This window comes from Nitrospira sp. (assembly GCA_029194665.1).
Classification (GTDB): Bacteria; Nitrospirota; Nitrospiria; order Nitrospirales; family Nitrospiraceae; genus Nitrospira_D.
Genome location: JARFXO010000003.1, coordinates 453,884 through 471,743 on the forward strand (window position 1 = coordinate 453,884; position 17,860 = coordinate 471,743).

General features: G+C 55.3%; 14 protein-coding genes. 13 read left to right on the top strand and 1 reads right to left on the bottom strand.

Annotated features, from left to right (window positions below; all coding sequences use genetic code 11):
* Positions 1–195: 195 nt before the first annotated feature.
* Positions 196–783 (bottom strand): tetratricopeptide repeat protein, encoded by a 588-nt coding sequence (locus P0119_11655; protein MDF0666709.1) that lies wholly within the window; start codon positions 781–783, stop codon positions 196–198.
* A gap of 205 nt (positions 784–988) precedes the next feature.
* Here P0119_11655 and P0119_11660 point away from each other — a divergent pair, with 205 nt between their 5' ends.
* From P0119_11660 to carB, 13 genes are all read left to right on the top strand, one after another.
* Positions 989–1,759, top strand: coding sequence for a YqgE/AlgH family protein (locus tag P0119_11660; protein MDF0666710.1), 771 nt, complete (start codon positions 989–991; stop codon positions 1,757–1,759).
* An 870-nt stretch (positions 1,760–2,629) separates the two neighbouring features.
* On the top strand, positions 2,630–3,568 hold the full coding sequence (locus P0119_11665) for an ATP-grasp fold amidoligase family protein (protein ID MDF0666711.1): 939 nt from the start codon (positions 2,630–2,632) through the stop codon (positions 3,566–3,568).
* Between the two features lie 402 nt (positions 3,569–3,970).
* Positions 3,971–4,183 carry an ATP-grasp fold amidoligase family protein gene (locus tag P0119_11670; GenBank protein ID MDF0666712.1) on the top strand — a complete coding sequence of 71 codons (213 nt, stop codon included), beginning with the start codon at positions 3,971–3,973 and terminating at the stop codon, positions 4,181–4,183.
* Between the two features lie 231 nt (positions 4,184–4,414).
* Positions 4,415–5,584: a hypothetical protein gene (locus tag P0119_11675; GenBank protein ID MDF0666713.1), complete on the top strand. Its 1,170-nt coding sequence runs from the start codon at positions 4,415–4,417 to the stop codon at positions 5,582–5,584.
* 221 nt (positions 5,585–5,805) lie between these two features.
* Positions 5,806–7,452, top strand: coding sequence for a hypothetical protein (locus P0119_11680; GenBank protein ID MDF0666714.1), 1,647 nt, complete (start codon positions 5,806–5,808; stop codon positions 7,450–7,452).
* A gap of 366 nt (positions 7,453–7,818) precedes the next feature.
* Positions 7,819–8,385, top strand: coding sequence for a bifunctional pyr operon transcriptional regulator/uracil phosphoribosyltransferase PyrR (pyrR, locus tag P0119_11685; protein MDF0666715.1), 567 nt, complete (start codon positions 7,819–7,821; stop codon positions 8,383–8,385).
* A 13-nt stretch (positions 8,386–8,398) separates the two neighbouring features.
* Positions 8,399–9,319 carry an aspartate carbamoyltransferase catalytic subunit gene (locus tag P0119_11690; GenBank protein ID MDF0666716.1) on the top strand — a complete coding sequence of 307 codons (921 nt, stop codon included), beginning with the start codon at positions 8,399–8,401 and terminating at the stop codon, positions 9,317–9,319.
* A gap of 140 nt (positions 9,320–9,459) precedes the next feature.
* A complete protein-coding gene (locus P0119_11695; GenBank protein MDF0666717.1) occupies positions 9,460–10,746 on the top strand; it encodes a dihydroorotase in 1,287 nt (428 codons plus the stop codon).
* A 4-nt stretch (positions 10,747–10,750) separates the two neighbouring features.
* A complete protein-coding gene (locus tag P0119_11700) occupies positions 10,751–11,269 on the top strand; it encodes a DUF4149 domain-containing protein (GenBank protein MDF0666718.1) in 519 nt (172 codons plus the stop codon).
* Positions 11,266–12,438 carry a glutamine-hydrolyzing carbamoyl-phosphate synthase small subunit gene (carA, locus tag P0119_11705; GenBank protein ID MDF0666719.1) on the top strand — a complete coding sequence of 391 codons (1,173 nt, stop codon included), beginning with the start codon at positions 11,266–11,268 and terminating at the stop codon, positions 12,436–12,438. Before P0119_11700 ends, carA begins: the two co-directional genes overlap by 4 nt.
* Entirely contained in the window at positions 12,431–13,381 is a 951-nt protein-coding gene (sppA, locus tag P0119_11710) for a signal peptide peptidase SppA (GenBank protein MDF0666720.1), read from the top strand. The genes carA and sppA overlap by 8 nt, the downstream gene beginning before the upstream one ends.
* Positions 13,382–13,465: 84 nt before the next feature.
* Positions 13,466–14,422 carry a M48 family metallopeptidase gene (locus P0119_11715; protein MDF0666721.1) on the top strand — a complete coding sequence of 319 codons (957 nt, stop codon included), beginning with the start codon at positions 13,466–13,468 and terminating at the stop codon, positions 14,420–14,422.
* Positions 14,423–14,440: 18 nt separating this feature from the next.
* The gene (gene carB / locus P0119_11720) at positions 14,441–17,692 is read left to right on the top strand and encodes a carbamoyl-phosphate synthase large subunit (GenBank protein MDF0666722.1); all 3,252 of its coding nucleotides are present in this window, start codon (positions 14,441–14,443) and stop codon (positions 17,690–17,692) included.
* The last annotated feature ends 168 nt before the right edge of the window (positions 17,693–17,860 follow it).

The window sequence follows — 17,860 nt, forward strand, 5'->3', positions numbered from 1 at the left end:
GCAGCCAGAGGGGGAGACTTCAAGCGTGAATTGCCGCAGAAGACAGATGGATGGATGGAACCTTGACGGATGTGACAGCCTCCTAAGGCCTGGGTGTGGCCAATCCGAGATTGCCGACAAGAAAGCGAAGGTTTCAAGAACCGCATCTCGGATGTTGGTCTCCCGTACAGAGTGTAGGCAGGCGAAACCCATGGGCTATTGTTCTTGGCCTAAACTTGTGGCCCTGGGTTTCCAATTTCGTGCGAGAAATTGTGCCTGAGCGATTTGAGGCGGCGTCATGGTGCTGGCCAGGCGATCTCGCCATTTCGCTCCGGCTTCATGGCCGTTGGCCGCCGCCAGGTTGTACCACTGGTAGGCTAGGACGACATCCTTGGGGACTCCCCGTGCCTTTTCATAATATGTGGCGATCATAAACATCGCCGGCCCATGCCGCTGGTCCGCGGCAAGGCGGCACCACCGTAGAGCTTCCTGATAGTCCTGGGGCATCCCACGACCGATGTCCGAGAGCACGCAGAGCCGATAGAATGCACCGACATGTCGTTGGGTGGCCGCCATGCGGTACCACCGAACGGCTTCTCTGTGGTCTTTCGGCAAGGCGGCCTCATATCGCATGCCAAGATTGTACTGATCCTCGGGGCTTCCTTGTTCTGCGGCTGCCTGTGATTCGTCGATACGGGACACTGTGTCCCTCACGTCGACGTAGGGAGACTTTGGCGGATCTATGCATGCCGACAGGGTGCAGAGGACGGTCAGCATGATGAGATTTCCCGAGAAGCGCCCCATAATCCCTTCTCCTTCGACAATGATCCTGCGTCTGCTGTCTTGCGGCTCTCACTCGACAGGCAGCAACGCAGAGGCCACTCTATCACATCTCGCTCTCTAGAAATCCACCAGACTTAACACACGAGCACCGGCTTACCCTTCGGCGCTCCTGTTGATTTCGCTGCAGAGAAGAGATATTTGTTAGCATCGGCAAAAAGGCGAGATCTTGGCTCTAGTTGACATCACAAGAAGCGCTTCCTTCGTCGGAACTTTCTTGCTCGTATCCGCGTTAGCGGCTCAGGCGCAGCAAGCGTTTTCGCCTGCATCCGTCGAGAAGGGTGTGCTCCTGGTAGCCAGTCCCTCGCTAAGCGATCCGAACTTCCACCAAACCGTCCTGCTCATTATCGAACACGGACGAGGCGGGACAGTCGGTCTTATTCTGAACCGTCCCACGAACGTACTCCTGTCCGAAGTCTTGCCGGATTTTACTGTACTGAAGCGCACCCCCTACCGATTGTTTGCCGGTGGACCGGTCAAGCAAACACAGCTGGTCCTGTTGTTCCGGCTCACGCAAGTCTTGCCTGATACGCGTCAGATCGTCGCCGGAATTTATGTGGGCACACCACGCGTGCTGGAACGCATCGTGACTCAACCTAAACCGACCGAAACATTTCGAGCGTTTGCCGGATTCGCCGGATGGGCACCTGGACAGCTCGAACATGAAATGCTTGAAGGAGCATGGGGTATCTTGCCGTCGGATGTGTTCAACATTTTCGACAAAGACCCGGCCACCCTCTGGCCGGACAGCATCACCCGTCTTCAGGCCCCCAAGACTATTTCCCATTCTTCAGGCCCCCAAGACTATTTCCCATTGGAGCATTTCCAATTGAGTGATTTTGCTGCGTATGGCAAGGGTTGCAGAAGCTGTGCAGAAGCTATATCGTACAAAGCATCCTCGAACATGGAATCCGAATGGTGGCGCTCTCAGCGATTTTGAATGTAAAACCTGAATCCTCACTGTACTCACAACCCGCGCTACCGATCTTCGGCTGCATTCTAAACCATCCATACACTTCCTCGGGATAACTCTAGATCAGGCGACGATCAAAATGATTCGATGATCGCGAAATATGTTTGTAACTTACTGAAAACATATGCCTATTTCGAGATGAAGAACATGAAGAAACGGAGAAACTTGATGGTGTAGTTCGAGGGGCATCCGCTTTGCTTGCTTCCGCCTCAGCGACAATTAAATCATAAGACAGAAACTCGGTGCGGTGCCATACGGACGCAACCCCATCCGAGCGAGGACTATTGTTGAACTTGACGCTCCCCGTAGCTTGCTACGGGGAGCGTCATTGGCAAGGCGCCTGTCACAGGGAATCGGTTTCGTCCGCATCGATTTGTACAGCACCAATGGGCGGGTCTATTGTGGCGAATTGACCTTAACGCCGGGGCAGGAATTTTCCAGTTTGGTCCCGACCATTGGGATTTGAAACTCGGAGAGAAGTGGGATCTGACCCTGGACTGCTGAGCGCCGAGCCTATCTCATATGATTCACTTGCGGTGCTATTCAGAATCATTGGCGGACGAGTTTGCATGGCTGCTTCCTGATCACGACTACTTCAATTTGGGGTCTGGTGCCTATCATCGTGTGGTGGTATCGCAAGTTATTACTTCTCAATAGCCAAGTAGTAACATCTACTTGCTGATAACAGGCGCCACGTCCAAGTTGCTCACCGCTTGTGCTGGAAATATTTAGGGCAAGACCGAAGATCCCTCTTTGGGGGGATGGACATGGCAGTCAAACTGGCGGCAAGTTGCACGCTTCCGAGCTCGGCATGTGTCCAGAGGCCTAAGGTAGCCATTGAAGCAGCTTACTCAACCAACATGGATCGCTGCGCTTCGTGCCGGGTTACGAGACACCTGGTTGCATGACCTCGTCGATCAATATCGGACCATCAAGCGCCTGGTCATGCGGCGGTCGGAAGGCGAGGCCATCCTGTTGCAGAGATATGCCCGGATCCATGGCAAACCACTTAGTCTGACGAATCCTCAGACCTTTACGGAGAAGCTGTTCTGGCGCATGGTCACTTGGAATCGGGGAGCCATGCCCTCACGGTTCCGACGGCTGACCGATAAGTATGCGGTGCGAGCCCATGTGGCGAGAACAATCGGCAAGGAGTATTTGATCGAGCTCTTATGGCAAGGCGACGACCCACGCACAATCCCGTTTGCCCGGCTCCCGACCGAGTATGTGATCAAGCCGAACCACTCTAGTGGAGAGGTGATCATTGTCCGAGGCGAGGCAAATCGCGAGGACATTATCCGTCAGGTGTCGGGGTGGTTGGCCAAAGATTATTATTGGCAGGCCCGTGAGTATCAATATTATGGGATTCCACCCAGGATCGTGATTGAGGAATACCTGACCAATGAGGATGGGAGTCCACCGCTTGACTATAAAGTCTATTCTTTTAATGGCGTACCGGAGCTTATTCTTGTTCGTAACCATACACACGATATTTCCCCATTTTTTGACAAGGGATGGAATCTGCTTGACCTCTCCTGTGAGGAAGGCACACCACGACCCTCGATACCAGAACCGGCGAAACTGGACGAGATGCTGGCGCTTGCCGCAAAACAATCTCTCGGGTTCGGATTCGTCCGTGTGGATTTCTACAACGTCTTGCGGCGCGTGTATTTTAGCGAGCTGACATTCACCCCAGCTGGAGGGATTCTAAAATTTAGTCCTGACAAATGGGATATAAAGCTCGGTGAAAAGTGGAACCTGAGCTTGGATCGCTGAGACCTGCATCGAGCTCTGGTTGCTCATCAGGTACTCAGGTATCGTCTCCTGTTGGTCCGACTCTAAGAGCAACCATCACCATACAGAGTGTGATTGCAGGGGCACCACGGTAGTTAAGGGGGTGCTTCGGCCCTTCTTTAGCCATGACTGCATCCGACGAGCCACATGACGTTTGCCGGAAATGTGATTCCTGCGTTCAAGTCGTGTGTGCGTACCGTGACCGAGCTGCATGAGAAAGTTCCCTATGCGCGTTGTATTGGCTGGGATGTTCCAGTCGATCGAGAGCAGAACCTCCGACTATTGGAATGGAATGCCGGGCACAACGGTCATTCAATTCCTGAAGCCACGCAAGGACCTTTGACTATAGAGTCTACTGTTTAACCGGAACACTGGAGCAGATTCTTGTTCGCAATCATACGCGACAGCTGTCCCTTTTCTGACACGACATGGAAGTTTCTCGACTTCTCCGATGAGGTGGGAGTTGTACGACCTTGGGTACAAGAGCCGAAGAATCTTGACGGGATGCTGGCCCTCGCGGTGAAGCTGTCGGCTGGAGTCTGCCTTGTCCGCGTCGATTTCTACAACGTCAAGGACCTAGTCTATCTAGCGAGTTGACCTTTACTCCTGCAGGGTGGATCATAAAACGTGATCCTGAGTTTTGGGATCTGAAGCTTGGAGAGAAATGAGATTTATCGCTGGACCACTGAGAATCAGGCCAATCTTCTTGATTCACCCGTTGATCCAAGGATGTGATTGCTTTCTCCCGGAGCATTTAGTCAGAAGCGACCGTGAGATACTCGTCTTGAGTGCTTCGTTCAATCCCTCGAGTCAAGGAATCGATCGATCATGTCTGGCTTGATTACCCACAGCCTGATTTTGCGCGTGGTAGCTGCTGTACTCAGCTTTACGATCGATGACTATGTCGGTCATGCCAGCGCTGATGGCCAATCTGCTGCAGCGTTCCATGATCTCTCAGGACAGGGCCACGAGATTCCAGGTCTTTCGTTCCGAGTATTCATTGATCGAGGGACGAAAGAGGCGGTTAGTGGATTTCTCGAACCGACGCAGGCTGATGCGGTTCTCCAGACAGTGATCGAGACGTTCTCCTATTTGAATCAACATCCGCATACCTATCCACGGTTCGATGAAGCGGTGAGTAAGGGGATGATCGATCGCGTCATCATCCAACCGAGCGTACAGAATCATGAAGGAAAGGCGTTTCCGTTTCTGGTTGTTCGGACGGTAGATCCTGGTCGGGTCAGGTTATTGATCAGTGCGTCATCGATGAAGGAACAGAGATATCTCGGAGCGGTGGAACGGTTTGCGCCAGCGCTGGCGCGAGAGTTTCAATGGGTGGTCAGTAAAGCGGAGACCAGTCAGAAGCCGAAGATAGGCTCCATCGAACGAGACCTTCGTCATACATCGATTCGAACCGACAAGGAGATTCGGACCCTCTCCAGTGAGGAGCGAGTACGGTTGCTGCAGCACCTTTTGGAGACGTACCTGCGTACCGTCGACGACCAACAGAGTTTGGGCGGACAGTCCTACTACGAGGTCGGCGGCACCATTTTGATTCCACCGAGTCAGCCGGACTCCGCGACGAAGTTTTATGATATTCGAGTCCGAGAAGCCTTGCAGCAAATCGTGCGAGAACCGTCGTTTCTCGATCGGATGCCGCTCGCCGTGACAAATCTCCTCAATGGAACCATTTGGAATGTAGCGTTCGTCAAAGTCGACCAACGCGATTGGGCGACAAGAACTAGGGTGCAGCCGGCCGACAAGGCAGTGAGGGTTGGAGAGGTCGGACGGTTGATTCAGCCGGTTGCGATTCTGATCAATCTCCATCGAACGGCAGCCCTCGACGATCCCTTTTATGCCGATACGAATGGTCTGCCGATGGGCGCGTTGTCGAGTGGCCAATTGGCGTTGGTCATTGCCAAGGAGATTCAGCAGAATATCATCGAGAAATCTCAGACCGGTCACGTCGCACAGGATGCCCTCACGGCACCTCGATAGTGCCTGCACAGTAACAGCCTCTTCAGATTCCTCGCTTGTTCTCTCGGTGTTGACTCGTATCAGCTATAGGCTGACAACCATGCTTCCTCTTCCAAGTGTCGTCTGTTCTGATCATCCTTATGGTATAAGTTATGATCGAACCCTGCCGAATGGCGGGCAAAGAAATAACTATCAAGAGGTTGACGGGCGGTGATTCTTCCAACAGTGAAAGGGTTTTCACCGTGTCTGACGTGACAAAGCGCGTTCGGCAGTTTCGACAAATTCTGCTCTGGCCCATGCAACTCACGCCCATCCGTGAGGATGCGGCGATCCAAAAGCACTGGGAACTCTTGCAGGCCACCAATTCAAGTAATCCCTGGCGGGAGCTTGTCGATGAGTTTACCGGCGATCCTCGTCAGTTCCAGGAACGACATTACAGCGAGTTCGTGACGTTTCTGCCGTATGTCCAGCGTTTTCTTTATGGTGAAGGAAAGAGAACCAGCTCGGATGTCCATGAAAAGTCTGCCATCCGTGTCTTCCGTCGCAACGATATCGCTAAGGTGCGGATGGTGTTTCCTGGTCCTCATACGGCGCCTGCGACTTTTACTGTGGCGCACGTTGATCTGTATTTCTTCTACGACATCGATGTGGCGATTCTGGTCGTCGAGATCTACGCCGATGATGTACCGCTCTCGCAGGCGCAGAACTCACTCTTTCGTTTTGGCCGATGCTATCCCACCTATTGGGAACCTGATGGGCACGGCGGCCATTGCCCCAAGCACGTGGAGTGGCTTTCCTCGGAAGACAGGGTGCTTGCCCTGTCGGACTATGAGCGCCGTGAGAAATATCTCTCGTTCGTCTGCCGGCATCGGTCCCTCAGTCTCGCTTCGCACTGGGAATTCCTGCTCGAACCGCTGGTGCTCCACCATTCAGAAAAAGCAGGGCCGATTCGTTACCGCCAGATCGAGTATCATCTAATGCCGGTCATGGCGTATCTCACTCTGGACGATCCGGGAGCGCTGACTCGGGGAGAGTTCGCACGAGCGGGATTGGCTGCGGCACCGGGCAGATCCGACCAGTTGCCGTTTTCGGAGCATTATCTCAGTGACTTTGAAGCACGCTATTGTTACGACCGCTATTGGAACGGGCAGGGGAGGAATCCTACAGGAACCCGTTTCATGTGTACCGGTCGCGTGTTTACGATGGTGGGAGAGGCCGGAGAACCGGCGTTTGAGGACCGCAAGACCAATCTGGAGCAGTTCCGTCACGAATATTTTCTGATGTTTTTGATCCCGCATTTTCACAAAGCCGCTCTGTTGATGCTGACCAATCGCCTGGTGGAGGCGATGAACCAGCTCGATCCCACGAAGCTCGACTCGGTCCGGCAGTTCCGCCGCGTCATTCGCCAAACACTCGGCATCTTTCTGCGCTTCACCCATCGCTACTGGTCGCACCAGATTTCGGATCATGGACAGGTGAAAGAACTCTATCGGATGATCAGTGAACACTTGGGTACCGGTCGACTCTATGAGGAGCTTCGGTCGGAACTGGAGGATATGAGTCAATACCTCGACAGCGAGGCCTTGCGTCGGCAAGGTGAAACGATGGTCCGCCTGACTGTCGTGGCCACAGTCGGCTTGATCGGCGTCGCGACAACCGGTGTACTCGGCATGAATCTCTTCGCACTGGGAGAAGAGTCGACGATGATGCGGGTCGTCTATTTCCTGCTGGTCCTGATTCCCGTCGTCGCCGTGACGCTCTATACGGTGTTGAAGTCCAGACGTCTGTCCGATTTTCTGGAGACCCTTGCAGCGGAGCATCGGTCGTCCAGAGAGAAACTAACGGCCGTCCTAGCAGTGTGGAAGACCAAACATGGACGGGATTCCTAACCGCAATCGATCTAGCCGAATTCAGAAGGAGCACGATCAGGTTGTGCCAGTCTTTCAAGCTATTTATCGGATAAGGTGTCTGGTCGCCTTACAAAGCCAGGCGTCAACCGTCTATAGCAGTGGTTGCTCGCGAATGGATTCCAGAAGTCCTAGCTCGTTCCGGCTTCGAACGCTTGACAGGTTTCGGGTATTTTCAGTAGGATGCTGAAACCTTTAATGCTCATCCAGTGAGGTGAGCAAGGAGCCAATCATGAACTTCGGTCCGGCCATGGCCGGTGCAAAGCAACCTTCTCACCACAAGCAGGTGAGGAGGTTTTTTTATGCCTCGATTCGACAAGAACCTGATTACATCATTATTACCTGACCATGACGACTCCCATACACAAGTCGGTGGAGCGAAAAGATGAAAAGCTGATCATGGATGCCGGAGATATCTCCCGCGCCATGATGCGCATTGCGCACGAGATTGTAGAGCGGAACAAAGGGGTGAGAGATCTGACACTAGTGGGAATAAGAACAGGCGGTGTGCATCTGGCCCATCGGCTCGTAAAACGTATTCAGAGCATCGAAGGTGTACAGGTCCCTATCGGTGAATTGGATATTACATTGTATCGCGATGATCTGGCGTTGCGCAAAAATCAACCGATCCTGCGAAAAACGTCCGTGCCGTTCGACATGACGAACAAAGTTGTTGTGCTGGTAGACGATGTCTTGTTCACCGGAAGAACGATACGGGCGGCGATGGATGGGCTCATGGACTTGGGACGTCCGGAGGAAATCCAACTGGCGGTGTTGGTCGATCGTGGCCATCGGCAGCTGCCGATCAAAGCGAATTACATCGGGAAGAATCTCCCGACCTCTCGGGATGAGCAGGTCCAAGTGTTGTTGGACGAAGACGGGGAAGATGACCGGGTCGTCATCTTGAAATCCTGAAGCGGAGGATCCCATGAGTCTCAAGCGCAAAGATCTGCTGAGTCTCGCTCCGTTGTCTGTGGATGAGATCATGCTCGTCCTGGACACGACGGATTCCTTCAAGGAGGTGACCGGGCGGGACATCAAAAAAGTGCCGGCTCTCCGAGGCAAGACCGTCGTGAATCTCTTCTTTGAGCCGAGCACAAGAACCCGCACGTCCTTTGAGCTGGCGGCCAAGCGTCTGAGCGCCGATGTGATCAACTTTTCTCCCTCCTCCAGCAGCGTGGTGAAGGGCGAAACACTTCTTGACACCGCTCGGAATATTGAAGCGATGCAGGCGGACATCATCGTCCTGCGTCACTCCTCGGCCGGAGCTGCTGAAACGCTGGCGAACGGCGTCAAGTCGTCCGTCATCAACGCAGGCGATGGATGGCATGAGCACCCGACGCAAGCGTTGCTCGACCTGTACACGATCCGGCAACGGGGGATGACTTTCCGTGGATTGCGCGTCGCGATCGTCGGCGATGTGTCGCACAGCCGCGTGGCGCGTTCGAATATCTATGCGCTCACGAAACTTGGTGCCGAAGTGCGCTTGGTGGGACCGCCGACGATGATACCGCGTGGGGTGGAGAAGTTGGGAGCAAAGGTGTACTACGACATGGATGAAGGGCTGCGCGACGTCCACGTCATTATGATGCTTCGGCTGCAGCTGGAGCGGCAGGGACGCGCGCAGTTTCCCACGATTCGCGAGTACTCGAGGCTCTACGGCTTGACCGCCGAGCGAGTGCGGCTGGCGGACTCCGGTGCCATCGTCATGCACCCAGGACCGATCAATCGAGGAGTGGAAATCGCCCCGGATGTGGCCGATAGCTTGTCCTCGGTGATTCTCGATCAAGTGGCGAACGGCGTGGCGGTGCGTATGGGAATTCTGTACCTGATGTCGGGAGCGAACTAGCGGAATCTGATGATCGGTTGAACTGATGATTTGTCAATTGAGTGATTGAACAGATCAGTCGTGAATTTGAGCGCAGCCATTCATTACATCAACGGATCGTCAGATCGACAGATTCTATCAATAGTGGAGAGGAGCCTTCTGTGTCAATTCTGATCAAGGGTGGTCGCGTCATCGACCCAGGCCGGTTTGTCGGAGTTGACGATGTGTTGATCGAGAACGGGAAGATCGCTGCCGTGGGCCGGAATCTTCCGGCTCCGGCCGGTGGCAGGACCATTCAAGCCAATGGGAAGCTTGTGATGCCGGGGTTCGTGGATTTGCACGTCCATTTTCGCGAGCCGGGGTTTGAGTATAAGGAAACCATTCAGAGCGGCAGTGCTGCGGCCGTTGCTGGTGGATTTACGACGGTCTGTTGCATGCCCAACACGAACCCGGTGAACGACAATCAAGCCGTGACCGAGTTCATCTTGGAACGAGCGCGGTTGGCCGGCCTCGCAAATGTACTGCCGGTCGGCGCTATCACGAAAGGATCGGAAGGGAAGGAACTGGCGGAGATCGGGGACCTACGGCGGTCCGGCTGTGTCGCCATCTCGGATGACGGTAAGCCTGTGATGAACAGCCTGGTGATGCGACGAGCGATGGAATATGCCTTGGCATTCGATTTGACGGTCGTCGACCATTGCGAAGACCTGCATCTGGCCGAAGGCGGCTGTATGAATGAGGGATTGATCTCGACCGAACTGGGATTACCTGGTATCCCGGCTGCGGCGGAGGATGTGATGGTCGCGCGCAATCTCTCCCTCTCGGAGCTGACGGGAGCTCGGCTTCATCTTGCACACATCAGCACAGCCGGGTCCGTCAGAATGGTGCGGGAGGCGAAAGCCCGCGGAATCCATGTGACGGCGGAAGCCTGCCCTCACCACTTTCTGCTGACGGAAGAACTGGTGCGTGGGTACAACACCCACGCGAAGATGAACCCCCCCTTGCGCACCTGGGCGGATGTCCAGGCGATCAAGGAAGGATTGCGGGACGGCACGATTGATGTGATTGCGACCGACCATGCGCCTCATGCCACGCAAGAGAAACTGCAGGATTTCACCGAGGCACCGTTTGGAATCGTCGGACTTGAGACGGCGCTGCCGTTGACGTTGGGGTTGGTGGAGGAAGAGGTTCTGTCACTGGAACAAGCGGTCCAGAAACTGACCTCGGCTCCGGCTGCGGCGTTCGGGCTCAAGAAAGGAACACTGGCGGTCGGCGCAGATGCCGATGTCGTCATCGTTGATCAGCAAGAACAGTGGGAAGTCGATCCGTCCAAGTTCCGATCCAAGAGCCGCAATACGCCCTTCGTGGGGTGGAAGGTGAAAGGTCGAGTGAATACAACCATTGTAGGCGGCAGAGTGGTGTTCGAAACCGGTCCGGTGGAGCGATAGCGCTGTGCGACGACTGTCCCGCTGGGGGATGGTTGGGTGTCTTACGTTGGAGTGGGTTGCGCTCGCCGTCTGGGTTGGAGGCATGGTCGTACTCAGCGGAGCGGTGATCCCGGCCGTGTTCAATACATTCGGAGGACAGGATTCCGGAGGCATATTTTTGACCCGAGCGTTCGAAGGTTATCATCGTTTTGTCATCGGCGCCGGTGCCATCCTCTGTGCTACACTCTGCTACCGCCGGTGGAGCGGAGATCCGATCCTTGACGTCGGTTGGGGTGAGATGACCGTGCTGGCAGTCATGATAGCGATTGCCGGGCTTATCATCGCGGTGCTCCATCCAAACGCCGCAGCCCTTCAGATGCAGGCGTTCGCCACGAAGGATGAGACGGTCAAGAAGACGGCTTTGGAAGCATTGTTTCGCGTGCTCATGCCGATTCGATCGTTGTATATGCTCAACCTGTTATTGGGGCTCGTACTGATCGGCATCAAGGTGAACCGCTCGCTCCATCTGGATGAAAGACTGTGAAAAAAGCGATATTGGCATTGGCGGATGGAAGGGTGTTTGAAGGCCGCGCTCTCGGCTATGAGAGTGAAACGGTCGGTGAAGTCGTATTTAACACGGCCATGACCGGTTATCAGGAGGTACTGACCGACCCGTCGTACAAAGGGCAGATCATCACGATGACCTGTCCCCATATCGGCAACTATGGGATCACACCGGAAGATGTGGAATCCCGTCGAGCTTGGGCAGAAGGGTTCGTCGTCATGGAAGCCAGCCGTCTTGCCAGCAACTGGCGGAGTCGGCAGACGCTTCAGGAATCATTGAAAGAGGCCAAGATTGTCGCGATCGAGGGAATCGATACAAGGGCTTTGACAAGGCACTTGCGCGAGCATGGATCACAGCAAGGAATCATCAGCCACCTCGATCTCGATCATGAGCGGGCGGTCGGGCGTGCCAGGCAAGCTCCCGGCATCATTGGTCGAGATTTGGCCGCCGAGGTCACCTGCGCACGCCAGTATGACTGGACGACGGGGACTGGCGATTGGACGCCGTCGGCATACAGTCGGGAACGTGGAACGTCCAAGCCTCGGCGAGTGGTGGCCTATGATTTCGGCATCAAACACAATATCCTGCGACGATTGGTGGATGTCGGCTGTCAGGTCACGGTGGTGCCTGCTGCAACCTCGGCAGCCGAAGTCGACGCGCTCAAACCTGACGGCATTTTCCTCTCGAACGGTCCGGGAGATCCGGAGGGCCTTCCCTATGCCGCGAAAGCAATGGAAAAACTGATCGGACGCTATCCGATCTTCGGCATTTGTTTGGGCCATCAAATTCTCGGCTTGGCCTTCGGCCTCAAGATCTATAAGCTGAAATTCGGTCATCATGGCGCGAATCATCCCGTGATGGATCTTCGGACGGGAAAAGTCGAGATTACGTCGCAGAACCATAATTTCGCGGTGGAGGGTCCCACATCACTCCTTGGTGTACCGAAGTTGCCGCCCGTGATCGACACCCGCTATGGAAAATTGTCGCTCACCCATGTCAGTTTGAACGACTACTCGATCGAGGGGATGGCCTGTCTGGACCATCCGGTCTTCTCGGTGCAGTATCACCCGGAAGCGGCTCCTGGCCCTCATGATGCCGCCTATTTGTTCGATGAATTCATGCAACTTATGGAGAAACGTCATGAGTAATCGCCTCGTCATGGGCATGATCGGATTGTTGCTCTCAGGCTGCACGTTCAATTTCCCGCTGTTCCCTGGCCCGGGACCTCTGCAAGAGGCTCAGGTCGACGGGACCGGCAAAGCAAAAGTGCTGTTGATCGAAATTTCCGGAATGATTAGTTCTCAAGAGAACGAGGGACTTCGGGCGACTCCCAGTATGGTTGCCAGTGTGAAGGAACAACTGACGCGGGCGACTAAGGATGAGAAAGTCAAGGCCGTTGTGCTTCGCATCAATACGCCTGGGGGAACAGTGACGGCCTCGGATATTATTTATCACGAACTGAAAATGTTCAAGGCCAGTCGCAATATCCCCATCATTGCATCCATCATGGATCTGGGCACATCAGGGGGCTACTATATCGCCGCGGCGGCGGACCAGGTACTGGCGCATCCTTCGTCCGTTACCGGTAGCATCGGCGTGATCATGTTGACGGTCAACGCGCGAGGGCTGTTGGAGAAAGTGGGGGTGGAGGCGACGGCGGTCACATCGGGCCCTCGCAAGGATATGGGTTCGCCGTTTCGAACCATGACGACCGAAGAACGGGCCATCTTCCAAGGATTGATCGATTCGTTTTATCAGCGTTTCTTGAACATCGTGCAGGAGGGTCGCGCCAATTTGCAGATGGAACAGATCAAACGGTTGGCCGATGGACGAATCTATACAGGCGAACAGGCCAAAACGGCTGGTTTGGTCGATGACATCGGCTATCTCGAAGACGCGATCGCAATGGCCAAGAAAAAAGCCGGCCTGACGGACGCCCGAGTCGTGACGTACATACGACCGGGTGAATACTCCAACAACGTGTATTCCAAAGTATTGGCGCCCAGTGGGCTCGTCGGTCTTGCCGATCTCGACCTCATGTCATTTGTCCGAGGAGGAACCCCCCAATTCATGTATTTGTGGATGCCATAGTGAGTGAGGGGCCGAACCCATGACTGATGGTAGGATGACTGACAGTATGATGCATGGTGATCGGCTTGGACCTAGGGATCGAGGATGATACGGCCGGCAGATCAGGAGCTCGATGGACTGTTCTCAACACCCACTGATCGTCGTGCCTTGCTTCTGCATGGGGTTCAAGGAATGCTTAAGCTGGCTTGCGTGGCGGGTCTTGGAGCGGGCGGCGTGGTTTCGGCTCTAGCGGGATGTGTCCGCGCACCGGGAACGGCGCGCGATCAATTCATCTATATCTCTGAGGAGAAAGAAATTGAGATGGGCATCAGCGCCTATCATGAGTTGCTGCGCAAAGCTCCGCTGAGTGATGACATTGAGGTGAACGGGATGGTCAACCGTGTCGGCCAGCGGATTGCGGCGGTTGCCAAGAAACCAGAGTATCAGTGGGAGTTTGCCATCATAAGGGACGACCGCATGATCAATGCCTTCGCATTGCCCGGCGGCAAGGTCGCGGTCTTCACAGGAATCTTGAAAATCACGAAGAACGAAGACGGGTTAGCAACGGTGATCGGTCATGAGGTCGCGCATGCGCTCCAACGCCACGGAGCGGAGCGATACAGCCGAAGCATCCTTGAAACGATCGGCCAAGTCGGTGCGTTGGCTGCTGGAGCCGCTGTCGGACGTCCGGATGCGGCGATGGCCGCGATGAGCGCCTACGGAGTCGGAGTCTCCTTGCCGTTCGGGAGAAGACAGGAATCCGAGGCCGACTACATTGGACTTAAATTGATGGCGCAGGCCGGCTTTGACCCTCGAGAAGCAGTGCCCTTTTGGGAGCGGATGAGTGGGTGCCCCAGACAGATGATCGATAAAGTCTGTTTTCGATCGCAGCATAATATCCCGGAATTTCTTTCCACACATCCCTCCGATCTATCGCGTATCAATCAAATTGAAGCCTGGCTACCGGAGGCCATGAAGTACTACCATGCGACGCAGCGGGACGAAGAACCCAGGTCGACCCCCTATCAACCTCCGATCGGACCCATGCTCCCACCCGGCTGATCCAACCACATACACACGATGCCTAAACGAACGGACATTCAGTCAATCCTCATGATCGGGTCCGGTCCCATTATCATCGGCCAAGCCTGTGAGTTCGATTATTCCGGCACACAGGCCTGCAAAGCGCTGAAAGCGGAGGGTTATAAAGTCATCCTCATCAACAGCAATCCGGCGACGATCATGACGGATCCGGAAATGGCTGACCGGACGTATGTCGAACCGATTACCTTGGATGTGGTTGAGAAGGTGATCGATCGCGAGCGCCCGGACGCCTTGCTTCCCACCATGGGTGGGCAAACGGCCCTGAACACCACGATGGGGTTGGTGAAACGAGGAGTCCTCGAGAAATACGGGGTCGCTCTCATCGGCGCTTCAGCTGAAGCCATTCATAAAGCGGAGGATCGGGAAGCGTTCAAGCAGGCGATGCATCGAATCGGCCTGCGGGTGCCGAAGAGCGGGACCGCGCACCAGCGACAGGAAGCACTGGCGATTCTTGATACCGTCGGCTTTCCCGCCATCATTCGTCCGTCCTTCACCATGGGAGGGACCGGCGGAAACATCGCTTATAATCGCGAGGAATTCGAGAGGCTGATCGATTGGGGGCTCGCCATGAGTCCGGTCAGTCAGGTGCTGATCGAAGAATCGGTCATTGGGTGGAAAGAGTATGAATTGGAGGTCATGCGTGATCTGAAGGACAACGTCGTCATCGTGTGTCCGATTGAGAACTTCGATCCGATGGGCGTGCACACCGGAGACAGCATTACGGTCGCGCCGGCCATGACGTTGACCGACAAAGAATACCAACGGATGCGGGATGCGGCTCTCGGTATCATCCGAGAGATCGGAGTCGAGACGGGAGGGTCCAATATTCAGTTCGGCATCAACCCAACCAACGGGGAGATGGTCGTCATTGAAATGAATCCTCGGGTATCTCGAAGCTCGGCGCTGGCATCGAAGGCGACCGGGTTTCCGATCGCGAAGATCGCCGCCAAATTGGCCATCGGATATACCTTGGATGAGATTACCAATGACATAACCGGCGTCACAAAGGCATCGTTTGAACCGACGATTGATTATGTGGTCGTCAAGATTCCGAGATTTGCCTTTCAGAAGTTCAAGGGTGCCGACCCGACCCTGACCACGCAGATGAAGTCGGTCGGGGAAGCGATGGCGATCGGACGCACCTTCAAGGAGTCTCTGCAGAAGGCCATTCGCTCCCTGGAGTTGGAGCTGAATGGGTTTGCGTCACGATTGGGACTTGATCGAGGTGTCCCCGCCGGGTTTAACCGTGCGGAAGCGATCGAGAAACTTAGCCGAGTGCTGCGGACCCCGGTGCCGGAACGACTGTGGTACGTGGCCGACGCCATGCGCCTGGGATTCACGGACGAGGAGCTGTTTGCAACGACGAGGATAGATCCTTGGTTTTTAGAGCAAGTCAGACAGCTGGTGGACTTTGAGCGAATGCTTGCCGGTTCTGCCGCCGACCCAGCGACCGTCTTGGGTAGCGGGTTGCTCTGGGACGCGAAAGAGCTTGGTTTTTCTGATGATCGGATCGCGCAATTGCTCGGATGTGAGGCGACGGCAGTCCAGAGCGCCCGGACGGAACACAGGACACGAGGGGTCACCTATAAACGGGTCGATACCTGCGCTGCGGAGTTCGAGGCGCAAACGCCGTATCTCTATTCTACCTACGGCATGGAGTGCGAAGCCAGGCCCTCGGATCGACGGAAGGTCGTGATTCTGGGGGGAGGTCCCAATCGGATCGGACAGGGGATCGAGTTCGACTACTGCTGTGTTCATGCGGCCATGGCACTTCGAGAAGAAGCGATCGACACGATCATGGTGAACTGCAACCCGGAGACGGTGAGCACGGATTACGATACGTCGGATCGGCTGTACTTCGAGCCGCTGACGCACGAAGACGTCCTCAACATCGTCCATCGGGAGCGGCCGGTCGGAGTGGTGTTGCAGTTCGGAGGACAGACGCCCTTGAAACTTGCGCTTCCGCTCTCAAAAGCCGGTGTGAGGATTCTTGGGACCAGTCCCGATGCCATCGATTTGGCGGAAGACCGGGAACGGTTTCGTGGTCTCCTGAATAAGTTGGGCTTGATGCAGGCCGAAAGCGGAACCGCCCGATCCATCGAGGAAGCGGTGCAGATCGCAGGACGGATCAGCTATCCGGTCATGGTCCGTCCGTCCTACGTACTGGGCGGGCGTTCAATGCAGATCGTGTATGACGAAACGGGCTTGCTGGAGTACATGCACTCCGCAGTCAAGGCGTCGCCCAATCATCCGGTATTGATCGATAAGTACCTTGCGGATGCCATCGAGGTCGATGCCGATGCGATTTCGGACGGCGAAACCGTGGTGGTTGCGGGAATCATGGAGCATATTGAAGAAGCCGGGGTGCATTCCGGCGATTCGGCCTGTTCGCTGCCTCCCTATACGTTGACCAAGCCCATTGCGCGAGACATCGAGCGGCAAATGCGCTTGCTGGCATTAGAACTCGGTGTCGTCGGGCTTATGAATGCACAATTTGCCGTTAAAGGCCGGACCATCTATGTGCTTGAGGTCAACCCTCGTGGATCTCGAACCGTGCCGTTTGTGAGCAAAGCGATCGGCGTCCCGCTCGCCAAGTTGGCCATGAAGGTGATGATGGGAAAAACACTTAGAGAATTGGGCTTCACGGAGGCCCCTCTGCCGACCCATTTCTCGGTCAAAGAAGCGGTCTTTCCGTTCAACAAATTTCCCGGGGTCGATGTGCTGCTGGGGCCTGAAATGAAATCGACCGGAGAAGTGATGGGCATCGACGGAGATTTCGGATGGGCGTTTGCAAAGTCCCAAGCGGGAGCCGGAGCAGTCCTCCCGACATCGGGGACCGCCTTCGTGAGTGTGAAGCAAGCCGATCGTCCTGTCGCCTTGGATCTCGCGAAGCGGTTAGGTGCACTCGGGTTTCAGATTCAAGCCACCAGCGGAACAGCCGGTTATCTGAGCGAGCACGGGGTTGAAGTGAGTACGGTCAATAAGGTGAAAGAAGGACGCCCGCATATTGTCGACCATATCAAGAACGGCGCGGTGGCGCTCGTCATCAACACGGTGCGCACCGCCTCTGGTCACGTGGATTCGTTGTCCATCCGGAGGGAGGCCCTCCACCGAGGCGTTCCGTATTTCACGACCATGAGAGGCGCCCATGCGGCCGTGATGGGCATCGAAGCGACCGCCCAAAAGGGTTTGGCAATTCGCACATTGCAGGAATATCATCGACCATAAATTAGAGGATGCTGAAAAAGTTCTTCCAGCAAGGCCGCAGCGAGCGAAAGGCTGAGGCGTAATTTTCTCACCCACCCGCCCCGAGCTGCTGTGGCAGCTCTCGCCCGGTGGTACGTTGAAGCCTTGAGCGATGCGAGAACGCAGCTGGACCACTTTTGCAGCATCCTC